The following is a 14,584-nucleotide window of genomic DNA, read 5'->3' on the forward strand; positions in this document are numbered from 1 at the left end:
CTAAAATTATTCAAACCTTCTGCCAAACCCTAATTTTTTATCCAACGCATTGAGATAATTGTTGCCATTTCTTTGGGCAAGTTTTATCGTCATCTCACTGGAAGTCACAAATATTGACATCCCTGGTTCCATCCTATGAATGATATCTCCATCCCCGGTTACATATACAAAGCCTTTGCTCATGTTTTTCAAAATGATCTCTATCCTTTGCGTTGGAGGAGCTATGAAAGGCCTAATGTTGAGGGCATGGGCGGCTAATGGGATGAGCTGAACAACATTCAATTCGGGGTGAATTATGGGACCTCCAGCAGATAAGGCATACGCAGTGGATCCTGTCGGCGTTGATACAATTAATCCGTCTCCAGCGAATGAGAATAAAGTGTGTTCCTCAATTTTTACATCAACGTTCATAGTACCTAATGGTTGGCTTTTCAATAAGACGATATCGTTTAAAACAACGACTTTTTTGGTGCCTACATGACATTCTAAAAGATGTCGAAATGAAAAAGAAATGTTTTCTTTTTGTATATCTTCGATCAATTCTTTTATCTCAGAACTGGAATAAGAACTCAAAAACCCTAAATTCCCAGTATTAACTGCTATTACAGGTTTTGAAAATATTGCGGCAATTTCAGCTATTTTCAATACCGTCCCATCGCCCCCAAAAATCACGAAAAAATCGGCTACTTGGGCTTGTTTTTCCTCCACAGTAGAACCCGCCGCAGCGTAACCAATAACCTCTATATTGCTTTCATTAAAAGGTTTTAATATGTTTTCTTCAAGGTCATCGTTAGAAAGTTTAAGTGGATTGTAAAAGATAAAGATCTTCATAAAAATTACACTCCAATCCTATAACCTAACTCCAATAGAGATTGTACCAAAAATCTATCTAAAAACATCAATATCAAAAAAGCAATCATTGGAGATAGATCTATATTGCCTATAACTGTGGGTATAAATCTTCTTATAGGATTCAAAATTATATTAGCAACTGAATCAATAAAACCTCGAAGTCTGTTGTATTGGAAGGGCATTATGAAACTTAATAAAGCGGATACAATTATACAAAATTCAAAAAATACTATTGCTATTCTTAATATACTTGCTAATGCTATTAAAAGATTTGCTATTACAAACATGGTTCCCTCCTTGTGTTATCATTAAAAACTCTAAAACTTTGTGTCAGCGCCCCTTCGCCCCGCTCCCCACCCTTCTAAGGAAGGTATATGAGTTTTGCTTATTAACCTTATACCCTATTCTGGAAGATAACGGTTGCCAAAGATTCTTGTTCCTATTCTTAAAAGAGTGGCACCTTCTTCTATAGCTATTTTGTAATCGTTAGTCATCCCCATAGATAGTTCTTTTATTGAAGGGTATTTTTTATTTAGGTTGCCTCTGAGTTCTCGTAAGCTTCGAAAGACGTTTCTTATAACCTCAACGTTGTCAGTGTAAGGAGCCATCGTCATTAGACCAATTATTTTTATATTTTTAAAAGATGTTGCATCTTGCAAAAAAGCCTCTACTTCACTTGGAATGAGTCCGGCTTTTGATTGTTCACCAGATATGTTTATTTCTAGAAGAACTTTTTGTGTTTTATTTATTTCTTCGGCTTTTTTTTGAATTTCCTCTATTTCTTTCATTCTCCAAACTGAATGTATATATTCTGCGATAGGAACGATGTATTTTATTTTGTTGGTTTGTATCCTGCCTATGAAATGCCATACAATGTCAAGGTTTTTGAGATCTTCATATTTTTCTCTTAATTCCTGAGCCTTATTTTCTCCAAAATCTTTATGACCTTCTTCGTATAATGTTTTTATGTTATCACTTGGAAAATTCTTTGAAACAGCAACTAATTTTATAGAGTTCAGATCTCTACCTGATTTTTCAGCAACTTTTTGTATCTCATTTAACAGGGTGTGATAATTTTCTATTAGAAAATTATTCATTAAGCTCCCCCCATAAACTGATATTGTGATTGGAAGTTTTATAGGTGTAATTTAGTTTTTGGTAGGCTTTTTCAGTTGCCACCCTACCTCGAGGGGTCCTGATAATGAAACCTGCTTGTAGTAGAAATGGTTCATAGACCTCACTGATTGAATCGGGTTCTATCCCAATCGATGAAGCTAAGGCATTTATACCCACCGGCCCACCTTCATAGTTTTCTATTATTGTTTTAAGAATTTTTCGATCCATTTTATCTAAGCCATCTTCATCCATTTCTAATAATTTCATTGTGTTGTCCACATCTTCAGCTTCTATGATGTTTTTTCCAGAAACTTGGACAAAATCCCTAACTCTTCTCAAGAGTCTGTTGGCGATCCTGGGGGTTCCCCGAGATCTTTGAGCTAGAATGAGAGATGCATCTTCTTTTATTTTTATATTGAGTATGTCTGCACTCCTTTTTATGATTAAGTTGAGGTCTTTTGGAGAGTAGAAATCGACTTCCAAAATTATGCCAAACCTACTTCTCAATGGTGGGGCTATAAGGCCTAATCGGGTAGTGGCTCCTACCAAGGTGAAAGGTTGTAAGTCAATCCTAATAGAACGAGCAGAAGGACCTTTCCCAATAACAATGTCAAGTTGAAAATCCTCCATAGCTGAGTATAAGATTTCTTCCACGGTTCTATTCAGCCTGTGGATCTCGTCTATGAATAGTACGTCGCCATTTTCTAAGTTGGTTAAGATGGCAGCGAGGTCTCCTGCTTTTTCGATTACAGGACCGCTTGTAATTTGCAAATTAGCACCTAGCTCATTTGAAATTACATAAGCTAGGGTTGTTTTACCTAAACCAGGAGGACCTGCTAAAACTACATGATCCATCGCTTCTTTTCTTATTTTAGCAGCTTCTATCGCGACCTTTAACTTTTTTTTTATGTTGTCCTGGCCTATAAATTCATTCAAGTAATTTGGTCTTAATTTCTTTGATCCTGTATCCTCACCAATAAAAGAGGGATCCAGTAACCTCTTTGGGTTTGTATTTTCTTTTTCGATCATTTTAAAAACTCCTTAGGATCTTATGGATAAACTCTGTAAAGTGTTCTTGCAAAAGGAATAGCTTCCCTAATGTGTTCTAAACCACATATCCAAGCAACCGTTCTTTCAACGCCTAAACCGAAACCACTGTGTGGAACGCTACCAAACTTTCTTAAATCTATGTACCATTGGTATTGATCTAAAGGAAGATTGAATTCTTTTAATCTGTCTATTAGGACTGATTCTTCCCATATTCTTTCGGAAGCCCCTATTATTTCTCCATAACCTTCGGGGGCAAGTAAGTCGTCACAGAGTACAACATCAGGGTTGTTTTCATCAGGTTGCATATAGAAAGCCTTAACTTTCCTAGGATACTTTTCCACAAAGAGTGGTTTTTCAAATTGAGAAGCCAGTACACTTTCTTCATCTGCGCCGAAATCTTCTCCCCATTCTACTTCAAACCCTTTTTTCTTAAGAAAATCAATTGCTTGCGTGTAAGTCATTCTTTCAAAGGGGGGCTGAATTTTTTGTAGTTTATTTGTATCCCTACCAATTTCTTTTAGATCATCAGAAGCATTTTCTAATACCCTTTTGATTATGAAAGAAACCAAGCTTTCTTGTAATTTGATGTTGTCTTCATGTTTATAAAAAGCTACTTCGGCTTCATTCATCCAAAATTCGATTAGATGTCTTCTTGTTTTTGATTTTTCGGATCTGAATGTAGGGCCTAGATTGTACACCTTTCCAAAGGACATCGCCGCAGCTTCTAAGTAAAGTTGACCTGTTTGTGCTAGATATACCTCTCCATAATCGAAATAGTCTAATTTGAATGTGTTACCAGCAGATTCCCCTATAGAACCAGTAAATATAGGGGTGTCTATCAAGGTAAAATTATTTTGATTATAAAAATCTCTAATTGCCTTTAAAATTTCATTTCTAATATTTAAGATATGAAACTGTCTTCTCGATCTGATCCATAAATGCCTATTTTCCATTAAAAAGTCTATGCCATGCTCTTTTTTAGAAATGGGATAGTCTTCAATGGGTTCTTGTATTTTTTTGAAAGAAGTTATATGTAATTCAACGTTTTCAGGAGATCTTTCGTCTTTTTTTATGGTTCCTTGTAAGATTATGCTGCTTTCCATTTTTATTTTTCTTATGTTTTCAAAGGTTTCATCATCAAAATCCTTTTTTTCAGCTATTCCTTGAATGAAACCAGTTCCATCCCTTAACTGTAAGAAAGCAATTTTACCGCTGCTTCTTTTGTTCCATACCCATCCCCGAAATTCTACTGTTTCATTGATGTGTTTTTTGAAGTCTTTTATATATACCCAATTTGGAATCATGCTATCACCTCCGGACGTTAAGGGGGTTCCCCCCTTAAAAACCCCAAATCAAGTTCAGGGTCAAATTCATTTAAAAACATCGTTTGCACACTGCGGCAAACTTAAAAAATTTTTTTGCACAAAACAGCAAAAGGTGAAACCCCTTAATGCTCTGTTTTAGCGCCCCTTCGCCCCGCTCCCCACCCATTCTTTGGCAACTTGCATAAAAAAGGTATCCAGTTCTTCGTTAACAATGAGAGCTACTTTTTGTGGCGGGAGATACATTTCTGATATTTCTCCTTTGTTCACAACTATTATCTTGCCTTTAGTTAAGGATGGCAACATTGCTGCTGGTATAACCGCAAGAGAAGATCCTAAAACCAAGACAAGTTCCGAATTTTTCATCAATATTTCAGATTCTGTTAGGTATTTTACAGGTTCTCCAAAAAATACTATGTCTGGTTTTATTACTCCACCGCAGTTATCACATTTTGGTACTACTTCATTGTTCATCTTTTCTAATATTTCTTCTTGAGAATACTTTCTTTTACATTTTGTGCAGTAATTTTTCCAGCATCCTCCATGGATTTCATAGACTTTTTTTGAACCGGCTTTTTGGTGTAAAGAGTCTATGTTTTGAGTTACTATCCCTTTTAATTTTCCTTCCTTTTCAAGTTGAACTAAAAATTTGTGAGTAAAGGTTGGTTCTGCTTTCGTTATGTACTCCAAAAATTTTTTGTGAAACTTATAGAACAAAGAAGGATCCAGATAGAAATAATCTAAATCGAAAATTCTCTCAGGATTTTCTATATTTGCCTTCGTGTAGATCCCGTTAGGGCCTCTGAAATCGGGGATACCTGCGTTAGTAGACATCCCCGCACCACTTAAGACCGCAATGGAATTTGAATTATAAATTAATTCGGCAAATTTTTTTGCAACTTCAGACATCTTTTTCTCCTTTTAAAAACTTCAAAAGTTCTTGGGCGGCTATTAATGGACCTTGGTCTTCATAGCCTTCTACACCAAGTTGTGTCCGAAGTGTCCCGACTTTGACGTTACTTTTCATTAGAGTTTCCATGTATTTTCTAGCAATTTTTTCGTGTTTTTCTCTTCTTTGGATTGCACCAAAGGGATTGGCAAAGTAACTATAGGTTAGACCTTTCTCTGAAGTAGTACCTTTTGCCATTCTTGCACCTTTGGAGAATATATCTAAAGCCTTATCTACGTCATTAAAAAATTCGATTGGTGGTTTGTTGTCGTCTATTTTTTCATAGTTGTTGGCGTAAAAGAAATAATCAATTTTAGTAGGTCTTATGATATCTTCGTAATTGGAGTATGGTACTATAACTCTGGCGTTGGTTATGTTTGGATTCAAAAAGATACTTCTATCCATAGCGGAGTAGGCATAACCTGGTTGTAAGTCATCTAGTCTAACAAAAGCACCAGTTTCTGTCCCATACGCAACCACTGTTCCATCTTCTAAAATATCTAATGATCCCATATCATCTATCAATATATTTACTTCGGATACTTGTTTTCTTATTCTATTTAAGGCATCCAATGTTTCAGATTTTCCCGCTCCACTATCTCCCATTATCATTACGTTGAAACTTTTTCCATCCCTTAACTTTATTTCAGCTAAAGCCCCGTGAATTGGTAGTCTATCTTCGTCTATTACTATTAAGTTGTGAATCGTCAATACCATTTTCTTCATATAACCAAAGTAGTCTATAGAAGGATCATCTCCGACAAGCCCTACGTAAGTTCCATCATCTTCTTTATAGATGATACCATTGTAATCGTCTTCATCCTCAAAAAAACTTTTATTCATACCGAAAATGTATATGCCATCAGGTCTTCTGTTTTCTAAACTTTCAAAATCTGCAAACTCGTACAAATTTGCCAAACCTGCTGCCATCGCAAAGTATTCCTTGTAAACAACAACGAATATCAATTTGTCGTTAACGTATATAGGGAACACCAGCCAATCCTGTGGATTTTCAATATTAATTTTGTTTAATATAGGGCGATCGACAACTTTGAATACCCCTCTTCTTTTATTTGAGTATGTATAAAAGATAACAGGTGGTTCCAATACTACGCTCCAAACATATTCCATGTTGTATAAAAAATCAGCGGCGGCTATTTGAGCTTCTGGTTTTGTTCTAGGTCGATCAACTATAAATCCAGCTTGAGCTCCACTGGGAAGTTGCCTGAGCACTTTTACCCTTCTGGCTGATATATTAACAAGGATTTGTCTATATACTCCCAAGACTAAGCTTTTTAAATCAGAGTTGTTTTTAACTAAGGATATTTGTTTGTGAATTCTCGTTCTTGAGTTGTGACTAAATGGATCCGCTTTTTTCATGAATCTGTGTTTTGAACGCCATAGATTGAAAGTATCTTCAACAAAGAGAGCCAACGTTTCTCTGTATGAAGATAATTTTGGGAAACTAAAGTAAGAGGATTCATCCAAATGGTCTAAGCTGTTTAAAGATAATGCTAAGAGTAGTTGTCGGATTTGTTCTAAATCGTACCTTTCATGAACTTTTTGTTTGGTTTCATCTACTAGAAATAATTGAAAAAAAGGATACAACGTATTGCGTGTCTCTTCGGCATCCTCGATTAATTCTGAAATTATTTCTAGTAGATAACTTGAGTTTAGTATTTGAGATATGTTACTATAAGATACCTCCCCGGGTATCAGCACCGTTCTTTCATAACTCATTTTTTAACCCTCCCTTTTAACGGTCTTTAGAAGTTTTATTTTAGCGCCCCTTTCCCCGCTTCCCACCCTTCTTAAGGAGGGACCTAAGGTCCCTAACCCAGGACGTTAAGGGGTAAACCCGGACATTGAGGGGTACTCCCCTCAAACTCCCCAAAAACAAAAATCTCTTTTTAAAAAGATCTTTTTTGCACAGCTCTGGAAACAAAAGCTTCTTTGCATAAATCAGCAAAAAATCATTTAAAAACATAGTTTGCATAGTACAGCAAACAAGGCTCCGCCCTGTGACCCTTTTAAAATCAAAATCTTAATTTTGAAGTGTTTATTATAAGAATAACTTCTAAATCTTACTTTTAGTACCCCTTTGCTCTGCACCCTGATTGAGACTAATCATTATCACCTAATATTTCGCCGATGGTTTTCAAAACCTCTTTTAACCCTTCTTTTGTTTTTGAGGAAAAAGGCATATATATATATTCACCATAAGTTGAAAAACTTCTTTTGATATCTTCAAAAAGTTTAGCTTTTTCAGATTTCGTTAATTTATCAGATTTTGTTAAGATAAACAAAAAAGGTGTTCCTAGATCTTTGAGCCATTCGACCATAGCATAATCCAATTTTTGAGGCATATGTCTATGATCGATAAGCAAAGAAACGGCACTCAAAGAAAATCTGGTTTTAAAGTACTCGTTCATCAGTACGTTCCATCTTTCTTTTTCCTGTTTTGAAACACTTGCAAAACCGTATCCGGGCAAATCAACAAAGTAATATTTATCATTCACCAAGTAGTAATTGATGGATCTGGTTTTCCCTGGGGTAGAACTCACTTTCGCTATTTTTATGCCTAAAATGGCATTCAAAAAGCTTGATTTTCCCACATTGGACCTTCCTGCAAAGGCGATTTCTTTTTTATCTGGTGGTGGGAGATCTTCAATTTTGTAGACGGTTTTTATTAATTGAGCTTTGTATACTTTCAAAATGTCGATGGTCCTCCTCTAAAGTTCTTTGATTTCAACTTTTGCTTCGTTAGGATCTATTATACCATAAGTTGCCTTCCCAGTTAGCCATCCAGAAAATTCTCCTGGGTTGAGTACAACGGTTTTACCGGTTTTCCTATTTCCTATTTCATGGGTATGACCAAAAAATACATAATCATAAATCCCTGAATTTTCAGCAGCTTCTAAGGAATAAGGTTCGTGCATCAGAAATATTTTTTTACCATCTTTTTCTACGGTAATTGGTCCGTTTTTTATCTTTTTATTTGATCTTTCATAAAGTAGTAACTTTTCTCCGTCGTTGTTACCAAAGACACCATAAAAGTCGATATCATCATAGATTAGATATGGTAAAGTAAAAGGAGCTACAAAGTCTCCACAATGGAAAATGGTATCGACATTGTACCTTTGGATTATATCTGGAATCTTTTTGAGTTTATCCATGTTGTCGTGAGAATCGGATAATACTAACCACATTAGATCGCCTCCTGCTTACCATTTTTTGTCGATCCATCTGATATAAACGACCATGCCACTTTCAACGGATATTTCTATTTTGTTTTCTTTAGCTTCGTTGCTGATTCCTAAGGATTTGAAATCAAAGATATCTTTTTTATTTAATGGATATTTGAACCCTTTGAGAGTAAGGCCTATAACGGGTTCTCCTATTCTTAAAATGGACCAACTTTCACCGATCTGGGCTTCTTCTTCTACTTTTTTATTTACTATACCAATTTTAACGTCTTCTTCAAGTATAACAGGATTTAGATCTATATACTCGGCTAGGAGGAATATACTTGCCATTTCTTGATCAATACGATTGCCTAAAACCCCTGATAAAACAATGTTTTTGTAGTGATTTTCTTTCAGAAATATTAAAGCCAATTCGGTATCGATCTCATCTTTTTCTTTTGGATATTTCAATATCTCGGTGTTGTTATTTTCTGCCCACTGAAGGTCTTCAATAGAAGCAGAATCAAAATCTCCTATTAAATAGTTTGGTGGTAAGTTTAACTTTTTGAAGATTTTGATTCCAGCATCACAGGCGATTGTCAAGGATGCCTTTTGAAACATTTTCTCATAGAATTCTAAAGAGCTTCTTGGCTCTGCTCCAGATATTATATAAACTATAGTTCGGTCGCCTCCCAATTGGATTTTAGGTTCATGAGTTTAATTGATGGATTGTCTTATATAGATTGTCAGCAATTGTTTTTGGAGTTAAACAGTAGTTTGTGTACTCTAAGGATAGATCTCTTGCTGTTTTATATACTACATAGCTTCCAATGAGGCAAGCTTGCATTGTAGGTAAACCTTGAGCTATATACGATCCGATAACTCCTGATAGTAAATCTCCCGATCCTCCCTTGGCTAGACTTGAATTCCCTGTTATGTTGAAATACGTTTTTTCACCGTTTGTTACCAAGGTAGTTGATGATTTGAATACAATGGTACAGTTCAATTTTTTTGCGTATTCTTCCAAAGTGACCACGTCGTTTTTTAAATTTTTATAAACCTTTGATAGTTCTCCTACATGAGGGGTTATAACAAAATTTCTGTTTAATTTTACATCTTTATCTTTTAAAATGGATAGAGCATCTGCATCTAAAACGAATAATTTGTTATCTTTGTAGGTTTCAACTAATTTTTTAACAAAGCCTTTTGCATTTTCAGTTATACCGGGACCTAAAACTATAACGTTGGATTTTTCGATTTCTTCCTTTAAATTTTCAACGTCTTTTTCTTCAAAGTGTTCTTTTTTTAAAGACTTATAGATTATGGATGGTTCAAGAGTTAAAACGTTTGATGAATCACCTGGTGTAATCAGTTTAACCATACCAGCTCCAGTTCTTTGAGCTCCAATAGCTGAAAGGATAGGGGCACCAGGGTATTTTTCACTGCCTGCGAGTATTAGAACCGTTCCAAATTTGTACTTATAGGAGTCTTCAGGCCTGTTTGGAAGTAAGTTCTTAACGGTATCTTCTAGTATGAGTTCTCGATTGATTGAGTTTACCAGCGAGTTGTCGAAAGATAGAGGAGCAACTTTTATTTCTCCACAATATTCTCTTGCAGGATAGAGTAGATGGCCAATTTTTAAAAAGCCGAATGTAACCGCTTGATCGGCTTTAACTGCCGTTCCTAGAACTTCACCTGTGTCAGATGATATTCCCGATGGAACGTCAACTGATAATACCTTTGATCCTGAAGAGTTTATGCGTGTTATCGCTTCAGCAACCTCCCCCTTGACTTCTCCTGTCAAGCCTATACCTATTAACCCGTCTATTATGAGATCGTATTGGGAATAATTGATTTCATCAACATCAAAACGATAAATATTAATTTCGTATTTTTTGGCGATCTCAAGTTGCTTTTTAAAGCCGGGACTCCCTTGAGTTGGATCGCCTACTATAAGTATTTCAACGTTGTAGCCTCTATTTTTTAGGATCCTACCCGCTGCAATACCATCACCTGCGTTGTTACCCTTTCCTACTACACATAGAATGGAATTTGGTTCAAAGGTTTCCGCTATGTCAGCTACAGAAAAAGCCGCTTGCTCCATCAGCGTTTCTGGGGCTATTCCTTTCTCTATAGTCAATTTGTCTATTAATTTTGCCTGGGAAGAAGTGAGTATTTTCAATTTTTTCACCTCTAAACTTTTTATTTGTTTTCCATGTTCAAGATCAAATCATTTTTTGAACACATTTCTTCGGTTTTTGGTCCGTAAGAAATGTAGTCAATATCAACACCGATTTGTTCTTCAATATACGATAAATATTTTAAGAAATTAATATCGTTGGTATCTTTCCAACCGTTCAATTCAGTGTAAATAGGTTTGGCAACAAAAAAGTCGTACGAGGAGGATGGAGTATCTTTTGTTTTTCCGTTGACCTCATAATGTGTACAAACTTTTATCTTATCTAACCCGTTTAAAACGTCCGCCTTGGTGATTACAAGCCCTGTTAAACCAGATCTTATTTTTGCGTATCTCAAAGCAGGGAGATCTAACCAACCAACCCTTCTTGGCCTTCCTGTTGTCGCACCGTATTCTTTTCCCAATTCCCTAATTTTGTGAGCTTCTTCTCCAAAGATTTCTGTTGGGAAAGGTCCCGATCCTACCCGTGTTGTGTAGGCTTTGAGTACCCCATACACCTCATCTAATTCAAAGGTTGAAAATCCTACAGAAGAAACTCCATGAGCCATACACGAAGACGAGGTGACAAAAGGATAGGTGCCAAAATCTAAATCTAACAAAACACCTTGAGCTCCTTCAAACAGTACCGATGTACTTCTGAAAACATTCCCCATCTCTACCGCACTAGCGTAATTTATCTTCAATTTTTCCAATTCATTTTTGGTTTTCATCAAGTATTCAAACACATCATCTTTTGAAGTTTTTAATTTGTTCCCATACAGACTACTTTTTAAGTAATATATGTCTTCTAAACGTTCTTTAAGCATTTTTTCATCAAACAGGTAGTAGAGTTTTATACCCTCCCTTGATACCTTATCGGTATAGGCAGGTCCGATTCCTCTTTTTGTTGTTCCAATTGGCTTTTTTCTCATACTTTCTATAATTTCGTCTTCTTCTTTATGCCACGGGAGGACCAAAAAGGCTTCTAAATCAATGTAAAATTTAGAGGACATTCCAGGAAAATCAGCTTCTAGTATATTTAGTTCCTCAACAAGTTTTTCTAAATCTAAAACCATTCCTGCACCTAAAAAACCTTTAGATTGAGAATTGGGCATAATAGAAGGAAGCATATGATTCACATATTTTTTGTCTTTGTAATAGATAGTGTGACCTGCGTTCGCCCCTCCAGAAAAACGTACGATCCATTCAAACTTTTCTGAAAAATAGTTGACAACCTTACCTTTACCTTCATCGCCCCATTGGGCACCTACAATCGACATTTTTTTCATGATTTTTGTACGATGATACCGTACCTTCCTCCCTTCCTGTGATAAAAAATATTGTAATTTTTTTAATAATGATAGGTTTCATTGTGCAATATCTTGTTAACTCTAAACAATTGCTCTAAAAGAATCAAAACCGCAAATTCGTGGGTAAAAGTCATTTTAGATAACGATAAAATATAATCAGCTTTATTGTAAATTTTATCAGAATGTCCTAAAGGGCCACCAACAATGAAGTTTATGTGTTTCCCTTGCGAAGAGGTTTTTGTGCGGTCATAAAATTCAGAAAATTTTACAGAATCCATCTGTTCTCCTCTCTCATCCAATAAAACGTTGAAAGAATCCGGGAAATATTTTTCAAACTTTTTGAAATCTTTATCTTTGTAAATTGAAGGTGGTGTCTTGTTTAAATCTCCGGACAAAGGAAGTTGTATTAGTTCAATTCGTTCAAATTTCTTTATCCACTTTAAATATTGCTTGACTCCATCTATTATATAGGGACTTTTTAAAGGTCCTACGACTATGATTCTAGTCATTTTTCCTCGTTTGAAATATGTTTTGTTTTGGTGATCTGTGATTCGGTTAGCAATTTTTCTTCTATTGTAAATAATTCTCCATCCAAGTTACCAATTAAGTTTTTAAAAGAATGTAAAAACAATTTTCCCGTTAAAGGAGATGGGAGAGTTACTTTTTCTATTTCGCTGCCAAAATGTTCTATTATCGTTTTAACTTTGCTGTAGAGCAAATAGAGTGATACATCCCCTTCTTTTGCATTTAGAGTGAGACTGAATTTACCGTTTTGTTTTCTTTCTAAAAATACACTTGCGGGTAAATTCAAACTTATTTCTTGTTTTATTTGTTCTGCTAGCCATCTGTCTGAGGTGTTAATATGGAATTCCAAAGATATTAGAAAATCTCTAACCCCCATAATAGTTGCTCCCGCAGTGGGATGAGGATGATTTGGACCAAAGTCCGGTTCCCATTCAGGGAAAGACATTTTTTTTGCTAAGAATTCAAATTCACCTTTTCTTAAGGTGTTAATATTTCTACGATAATCGTTTCTGGCTGATTTTTCGTATAGATATATAGGCAATTCAAAACTTTCAGAGATTTTTTTTGCTAATCTTTTTACAAGATTATCCGCCTCATCAAAGGTTGTAGATATTAGCGGTACAATCGGGATGACATCTACGGCACCTATTCTGGGATGATACCCACTATGATTTCTGAGATCTATATTTGCCACGCATATTTTCACCATTTCGAATAAGAAAGTCTCTATTTCGTTTAATTCACCTACAACACTGATGAAACTTCTATTGAAGTATTCATCACTTTTACAAGAAATAAACCAAATCTTATCAAAATTCTCAGAAAGGTCTTTGATTCGGTTGATTAATTCTTTGTTTTTCCCTTCACTGATGTTTGGTAGAGTTTCTACGATTTTCATTTTTGAATCACCTCGTGATGTTTTTTTCTATCATTAAACCTTTTGTTGCAACCCCTAGTATTATAGAAAAAGTAACAAAAGAAGAGCCACCATTTGATAATAGAGGCAGAGGGATGCCTGTAACTGGCAACATGCCTAGATTCATTCCAATATTTTGAAAAATATGGAAAAAGATCAAAAATGCAGATCCAACATAAAAATACTTCCAAAATAGGTCATCGCTTTTTTTGTATCCTTCGTATAGTCTCCAAAGTATTGCCGAATAAAGTATTAGAATAAAACTTACCCCCAAAAATCCAAACTCTTCTCCAATAACGGAAAGTATAAAATCTGTATGACTTTCAGGTACGAATCCACTCAAATTCATGTATCCATTCATGTATCCTTCCCCTAGCAAACCTCCAGAACCTATAGCTTTTATCGCTTGAGCGGTGTTATAATAATAACTTAGAGAGTAGGTTTGAGGAAAGAGAAACCCTATTATCCTACCTTTTTGGTATTCTTGGAGGTTATAAAAAATTATAGGACTGCCAATCAAAGCTAATCCTAAGGAATACTGCCATAATTTTTCGAACCTTCCTGAAACAAAAACTAGTACAAACCAGGTGAATAGTACTATAATAGAAGTGCTAAAATCCGGTTCTTGGTATATCAACCCTGCAGATAAAAAAATCATTATTGATGCAAAATAAAACTTTTTATTATCATTTTGAGAAAGAACATAACTAAGATATAATAACAATGCCAGCTTAAATATTTCAGATGGTTGGAAACCCACAGGTCCCAGCCTTATCCATCTTTTAGCCCCACTAATTGGTGTGGTGAATAGTACTAAAACCAAGGCAAGAATTACTAAATAAAATAGAATAGGGGTATATTTCTTAATAAACCTTTCTGGAATAAAAATGCTAATGGCAAAAAAAGCGATCCCTAGAATGATCCACATTAATTGTTGATTTTCTATGCCTTCTAAAGGACTGTTGATTACAGCACTCTTAACAGATAAAAATCCAAAAATTGCCAATGAAACGTAAGCGATAACGAGGATAAATTCTATTTTTTTAATACGTTCTTTTCTTTCACCTATTAAATTTGTAATAAAAAAAGAATTCACTGAAAGTATCTCCCTTTACAAATTTTGATAAGAGTTTGCCTTTGATCAACCATATATTATATCATATTGATATATTAAAGTTTTTAA

The 14,584-nt window shown here is 35.2% G+C and carries 15 protein-coding genes; all 15 read right to left on the minus strand.

Annotated features, from left to right (window positions below; genetic code table 11):
• Nucleotides 1-6: 6 nt before the first annotated feature.
• Nucleotides 7-831: an NAD(+)/NADH kinase gene (locus PMOB_RS06940; protein WP_012209157.1), complete on the minus strand. Its 825-nt coding sequence runs from the start codon at nt 829-831 to the stop codon at nt 7-9.
• Between the two features lie 5 nt (nt 832-836).
• Nucleotides 837-1,139, minus strand: coding sequence for a YggT family protein (locus PMOB_RS06945; RefSeq protein ID WP_012209158.1), 303 nt, complete (start codon nt 1,137-1,139; stop codon nt 837-839).
• A gap of 114 nt (nt 1,140-1,253) precedes the next feature.
• The gene (locus PMOB_RS06950; RefSeq protein ID WP_012209159.1) at nt 1,254-1,949 is read right to left on the minus strand and encodes a YggS family pyridoxal phosphate-dependent enzyme; all 696 of its coding nucleotides are present in this window, start codon (nt 1,947-1,949) and stop codon (nt 1,254-1,256) included.
• Nucleotides 1,942-2,997, minus strand: coding sequence for a Holliday junction branch migration DNA helicase RuvB (ruvB, locus tag PMOB_RS06955; protein ID WP_012209160.1), 1,056 nt, complete (start codon nt 2,995-2,997; stop codon nt 1,942-1,944). Before ruvB ends, PMOB_RS06950 begins: the two co-directional genes overlap by 8 nt.
• A 20-nt stretch (nt 2,998-3,017) precedes the next feature.
• Entirely contained in the window at nt 3,018-4,322 is a 1,305-nt protein-coding gene (asnS, locus tag PMOB_RS06960; protein WP_012209161.1) for an asparagine--tRNA ligase, read from the minus strand.
• Nucleotides 4,323-4,478: 156 nt separating this feature from the next.
• Nucleotides 4,479-5,249 carry an SIR2 family NAD-dependent protein deacylase gene (locus tag PMOB_RS06965; RefSeq protein WP_012209162.1) on the minus strand — a complete coding sequence of 257 codons (771 nt, stop codon included), beginning with the start codon at nt 5,247-5,249 and terminating at the stop codon, nt 4,479-4,481.
• Nucleotides 5,242-7,029, minus strand: a complete 1,788-nt coding sequence (locus PMOB_RS06970) for an ATPase (protein ID WP_012209163.1) — start codon at nt 7,027-7,029, stop codon at nt 5,242-5,244. The genes PMOB_RS06965 and PMOB_RS06970 overlap by 8 nt, the downstream gene beginning before the upstream one ends.
• Nucleotides 7,030-7,412: 383 nt before the next feature.
• The gene (gene yihA, locus PMOB_RS06975; protein WP_012209164.1) at nt 7,413-8,003 is read right to left on the minus strand and encodes a ribosome biogenesis GTP-binding protein YihA/YsxC; all 591 of its coding nucleotides are present in this window, start codon (nt 8,001-8,003) and stop codon (nt 7,413-7,415) included.
• 18 nt (nt 8,004-8,021) lie between these two features.
• Nucleotides 8,022-8,498, minus strand: coding sequence for a metallophosphoesterase (locus PMOB_RS06980; protein ID WP_012209165.1), 477 nt, complete (start codon nt 8,496-8,498; stop codon nt 8,022-8,024).
• Nucleotides 8,499-8,513: 15 nt separating this feature from the next.
• A complete protein-coding gene (locus PMOB_RS06985; RefSeq protein WP_012209166.1) occupies nt 8,514-9,170 on the minus strand; it encodes a thiamine diphosphokinase in 657 nt (218 codons plus the stop codon).
• A 13-nt stretch (nt 9,171-9,183) separates the two neighbouring features.
• Entirely contained in the window at nt 9,184-10,656 is a 1,473-nt protein-coding gene (locus tag PMOB_RS06990) for a bifunctional ADP-dependent NAD(P)H-hydrate dehydratase/NAD(P)H-hydrate epimerase (RefSeq protein WP_012209167.1), read from the minus strand.
• Between the two features lie 20 nt (nt 10,657-10,676).
• Entirely contained in the window at nt 10,677-11,939 is a 1,263-nt protein-coding gene (locus PMOB_RS06995) for an adenylosuccinate synthase (RefSeq protein ID WP_012209168.1), read from the minus strand.
• Between the two features lie 62 nt (nt 11,940-12,001).
• Entirely contained in the window at nt 12,002-12,469 is a 468-nt protein-coding gene (locus PMOB_RS07000) for a 23S rRNA (pseudouridine(1915)-N(3))-methyltransferase RlmH (RefSeq protein WP_012209169.1), read from the minus strand.
• The gene (locus PMOB_RS07005; RefSeq protein WP_012209170.1) at nt 12,466-13,383 is read right to left on the minus strand and encodes a glutamate formimidoyltransferase; all 918 of its coding nucleotides are present in this window, start codon (nt 13,381-13,383) and stop codon (nt 12,466-12,468) included. The genes PMOB_RS07000 and PMOB_RS07005 overlap by 4 nt, the downstream gene beginning before the upstream one ends.
• 7 nt (nt 13,384-13,390) lie before the next feature.
• Nucleotides 13,391-14,497 (minus strand): FtsW/RodA/SpoVE family cell cycle protein, encoded by a 1,107-nt coding sequence (locus PMOB_RS07010; RefSeq protein WP_012209171.1) that lies wholly within the window; start codon nt 14,495-14,497, stop codon nt 13,391-13,393.
• Nucleotides 14,498-14,584 lie beyond the last annotated feature (87 nt).

Source organism: Petrotoga mobilis SJ95 (genome assembly GCF_000018605.1).
Lineage (GTDB): Bacteria > Thermotogota > Thermotogae > Petrotogales > Petrotogaceae > Petrotoga > Petrotoga mobilis.

Bases quoted from the DNA above. Each gene is read 5' to 3' on its own strand.
- PMOB_RS06965 (WP_012209162.1), bottom strand. From the start codon at position 5,249: ATGTCTGAAGTTGCAAAAAAATTTGCCGAATTAATTTATAATTCAAAT.
- PMOB_RS06950 (WP_012209159.1), bottom strand. From the start codon at position 1,949: ATGAATAATTTTCTAATAGAAAATTATCACACCCTGTTAAATGAGATA.
- PMOB_RS06940 (WP_012209157.1), bottom strand. From the start codon at position 831: ATGAAGATCTTTATCTTTTACAATCCACTTAAACTTTCTAACGATGAC.
- ruvB (WP_012209160.1), bottom strand. From the start codon at position 2,997: ATGATCGAAAAAGAAAATACAAACCCAAAGAGGTTACTGGATCCCTCT.
- PMOB_RS06945 (WP_012209158.1), bottom strand. From the start codon at position 1,139: ATGTTTGTAATAGCAAATCTTTTAATAGCATTAGCAAGTATATTAAGA.
- asnS (WP_012209161.1), bottom strand. From the start codon at position 4,322: ATGATTCCAAATTGGGTATATATAAAAGACTTCAAAAAACACATCAAT.
- PMOB_RS06980 (WP_012209165.1), bottom strand. From the start codon at position 8,498: ATGTGGTTAGTATTATCCGATTCTCACGACAACATGGATAAACTCAAA.
- PMOB_RS07005 (WP_012209170.1), bottom strand. From the start codon at position 13,383: ATGAAAATCGTAGAAACTCTACCAAACATCAGTGAAGGGAAAAACAAA.
- PMOB_RS06970 (WP_012209163.1), bottom strand. From the start codon at position 7,029: ATGAGTTATGAAAGAACGGTGCTGATACCCGGGGAGGTATCTTATAGT.
- PMOB_RS06995 (WP_012209168.1), bottom strand. From the start codon at position 11,939: ATGAAAAAAATGTCGATTGTAGGTGCCCAATGGGGCGATGAAGGTAAA.
- PMOB_RS07000 (WP_012209169.1), bottom strand. From the start codon at position 12,469: ATGACTAGAATCATAGTCGTAGGACCTTTAAAAAGTCCCTATATAATA.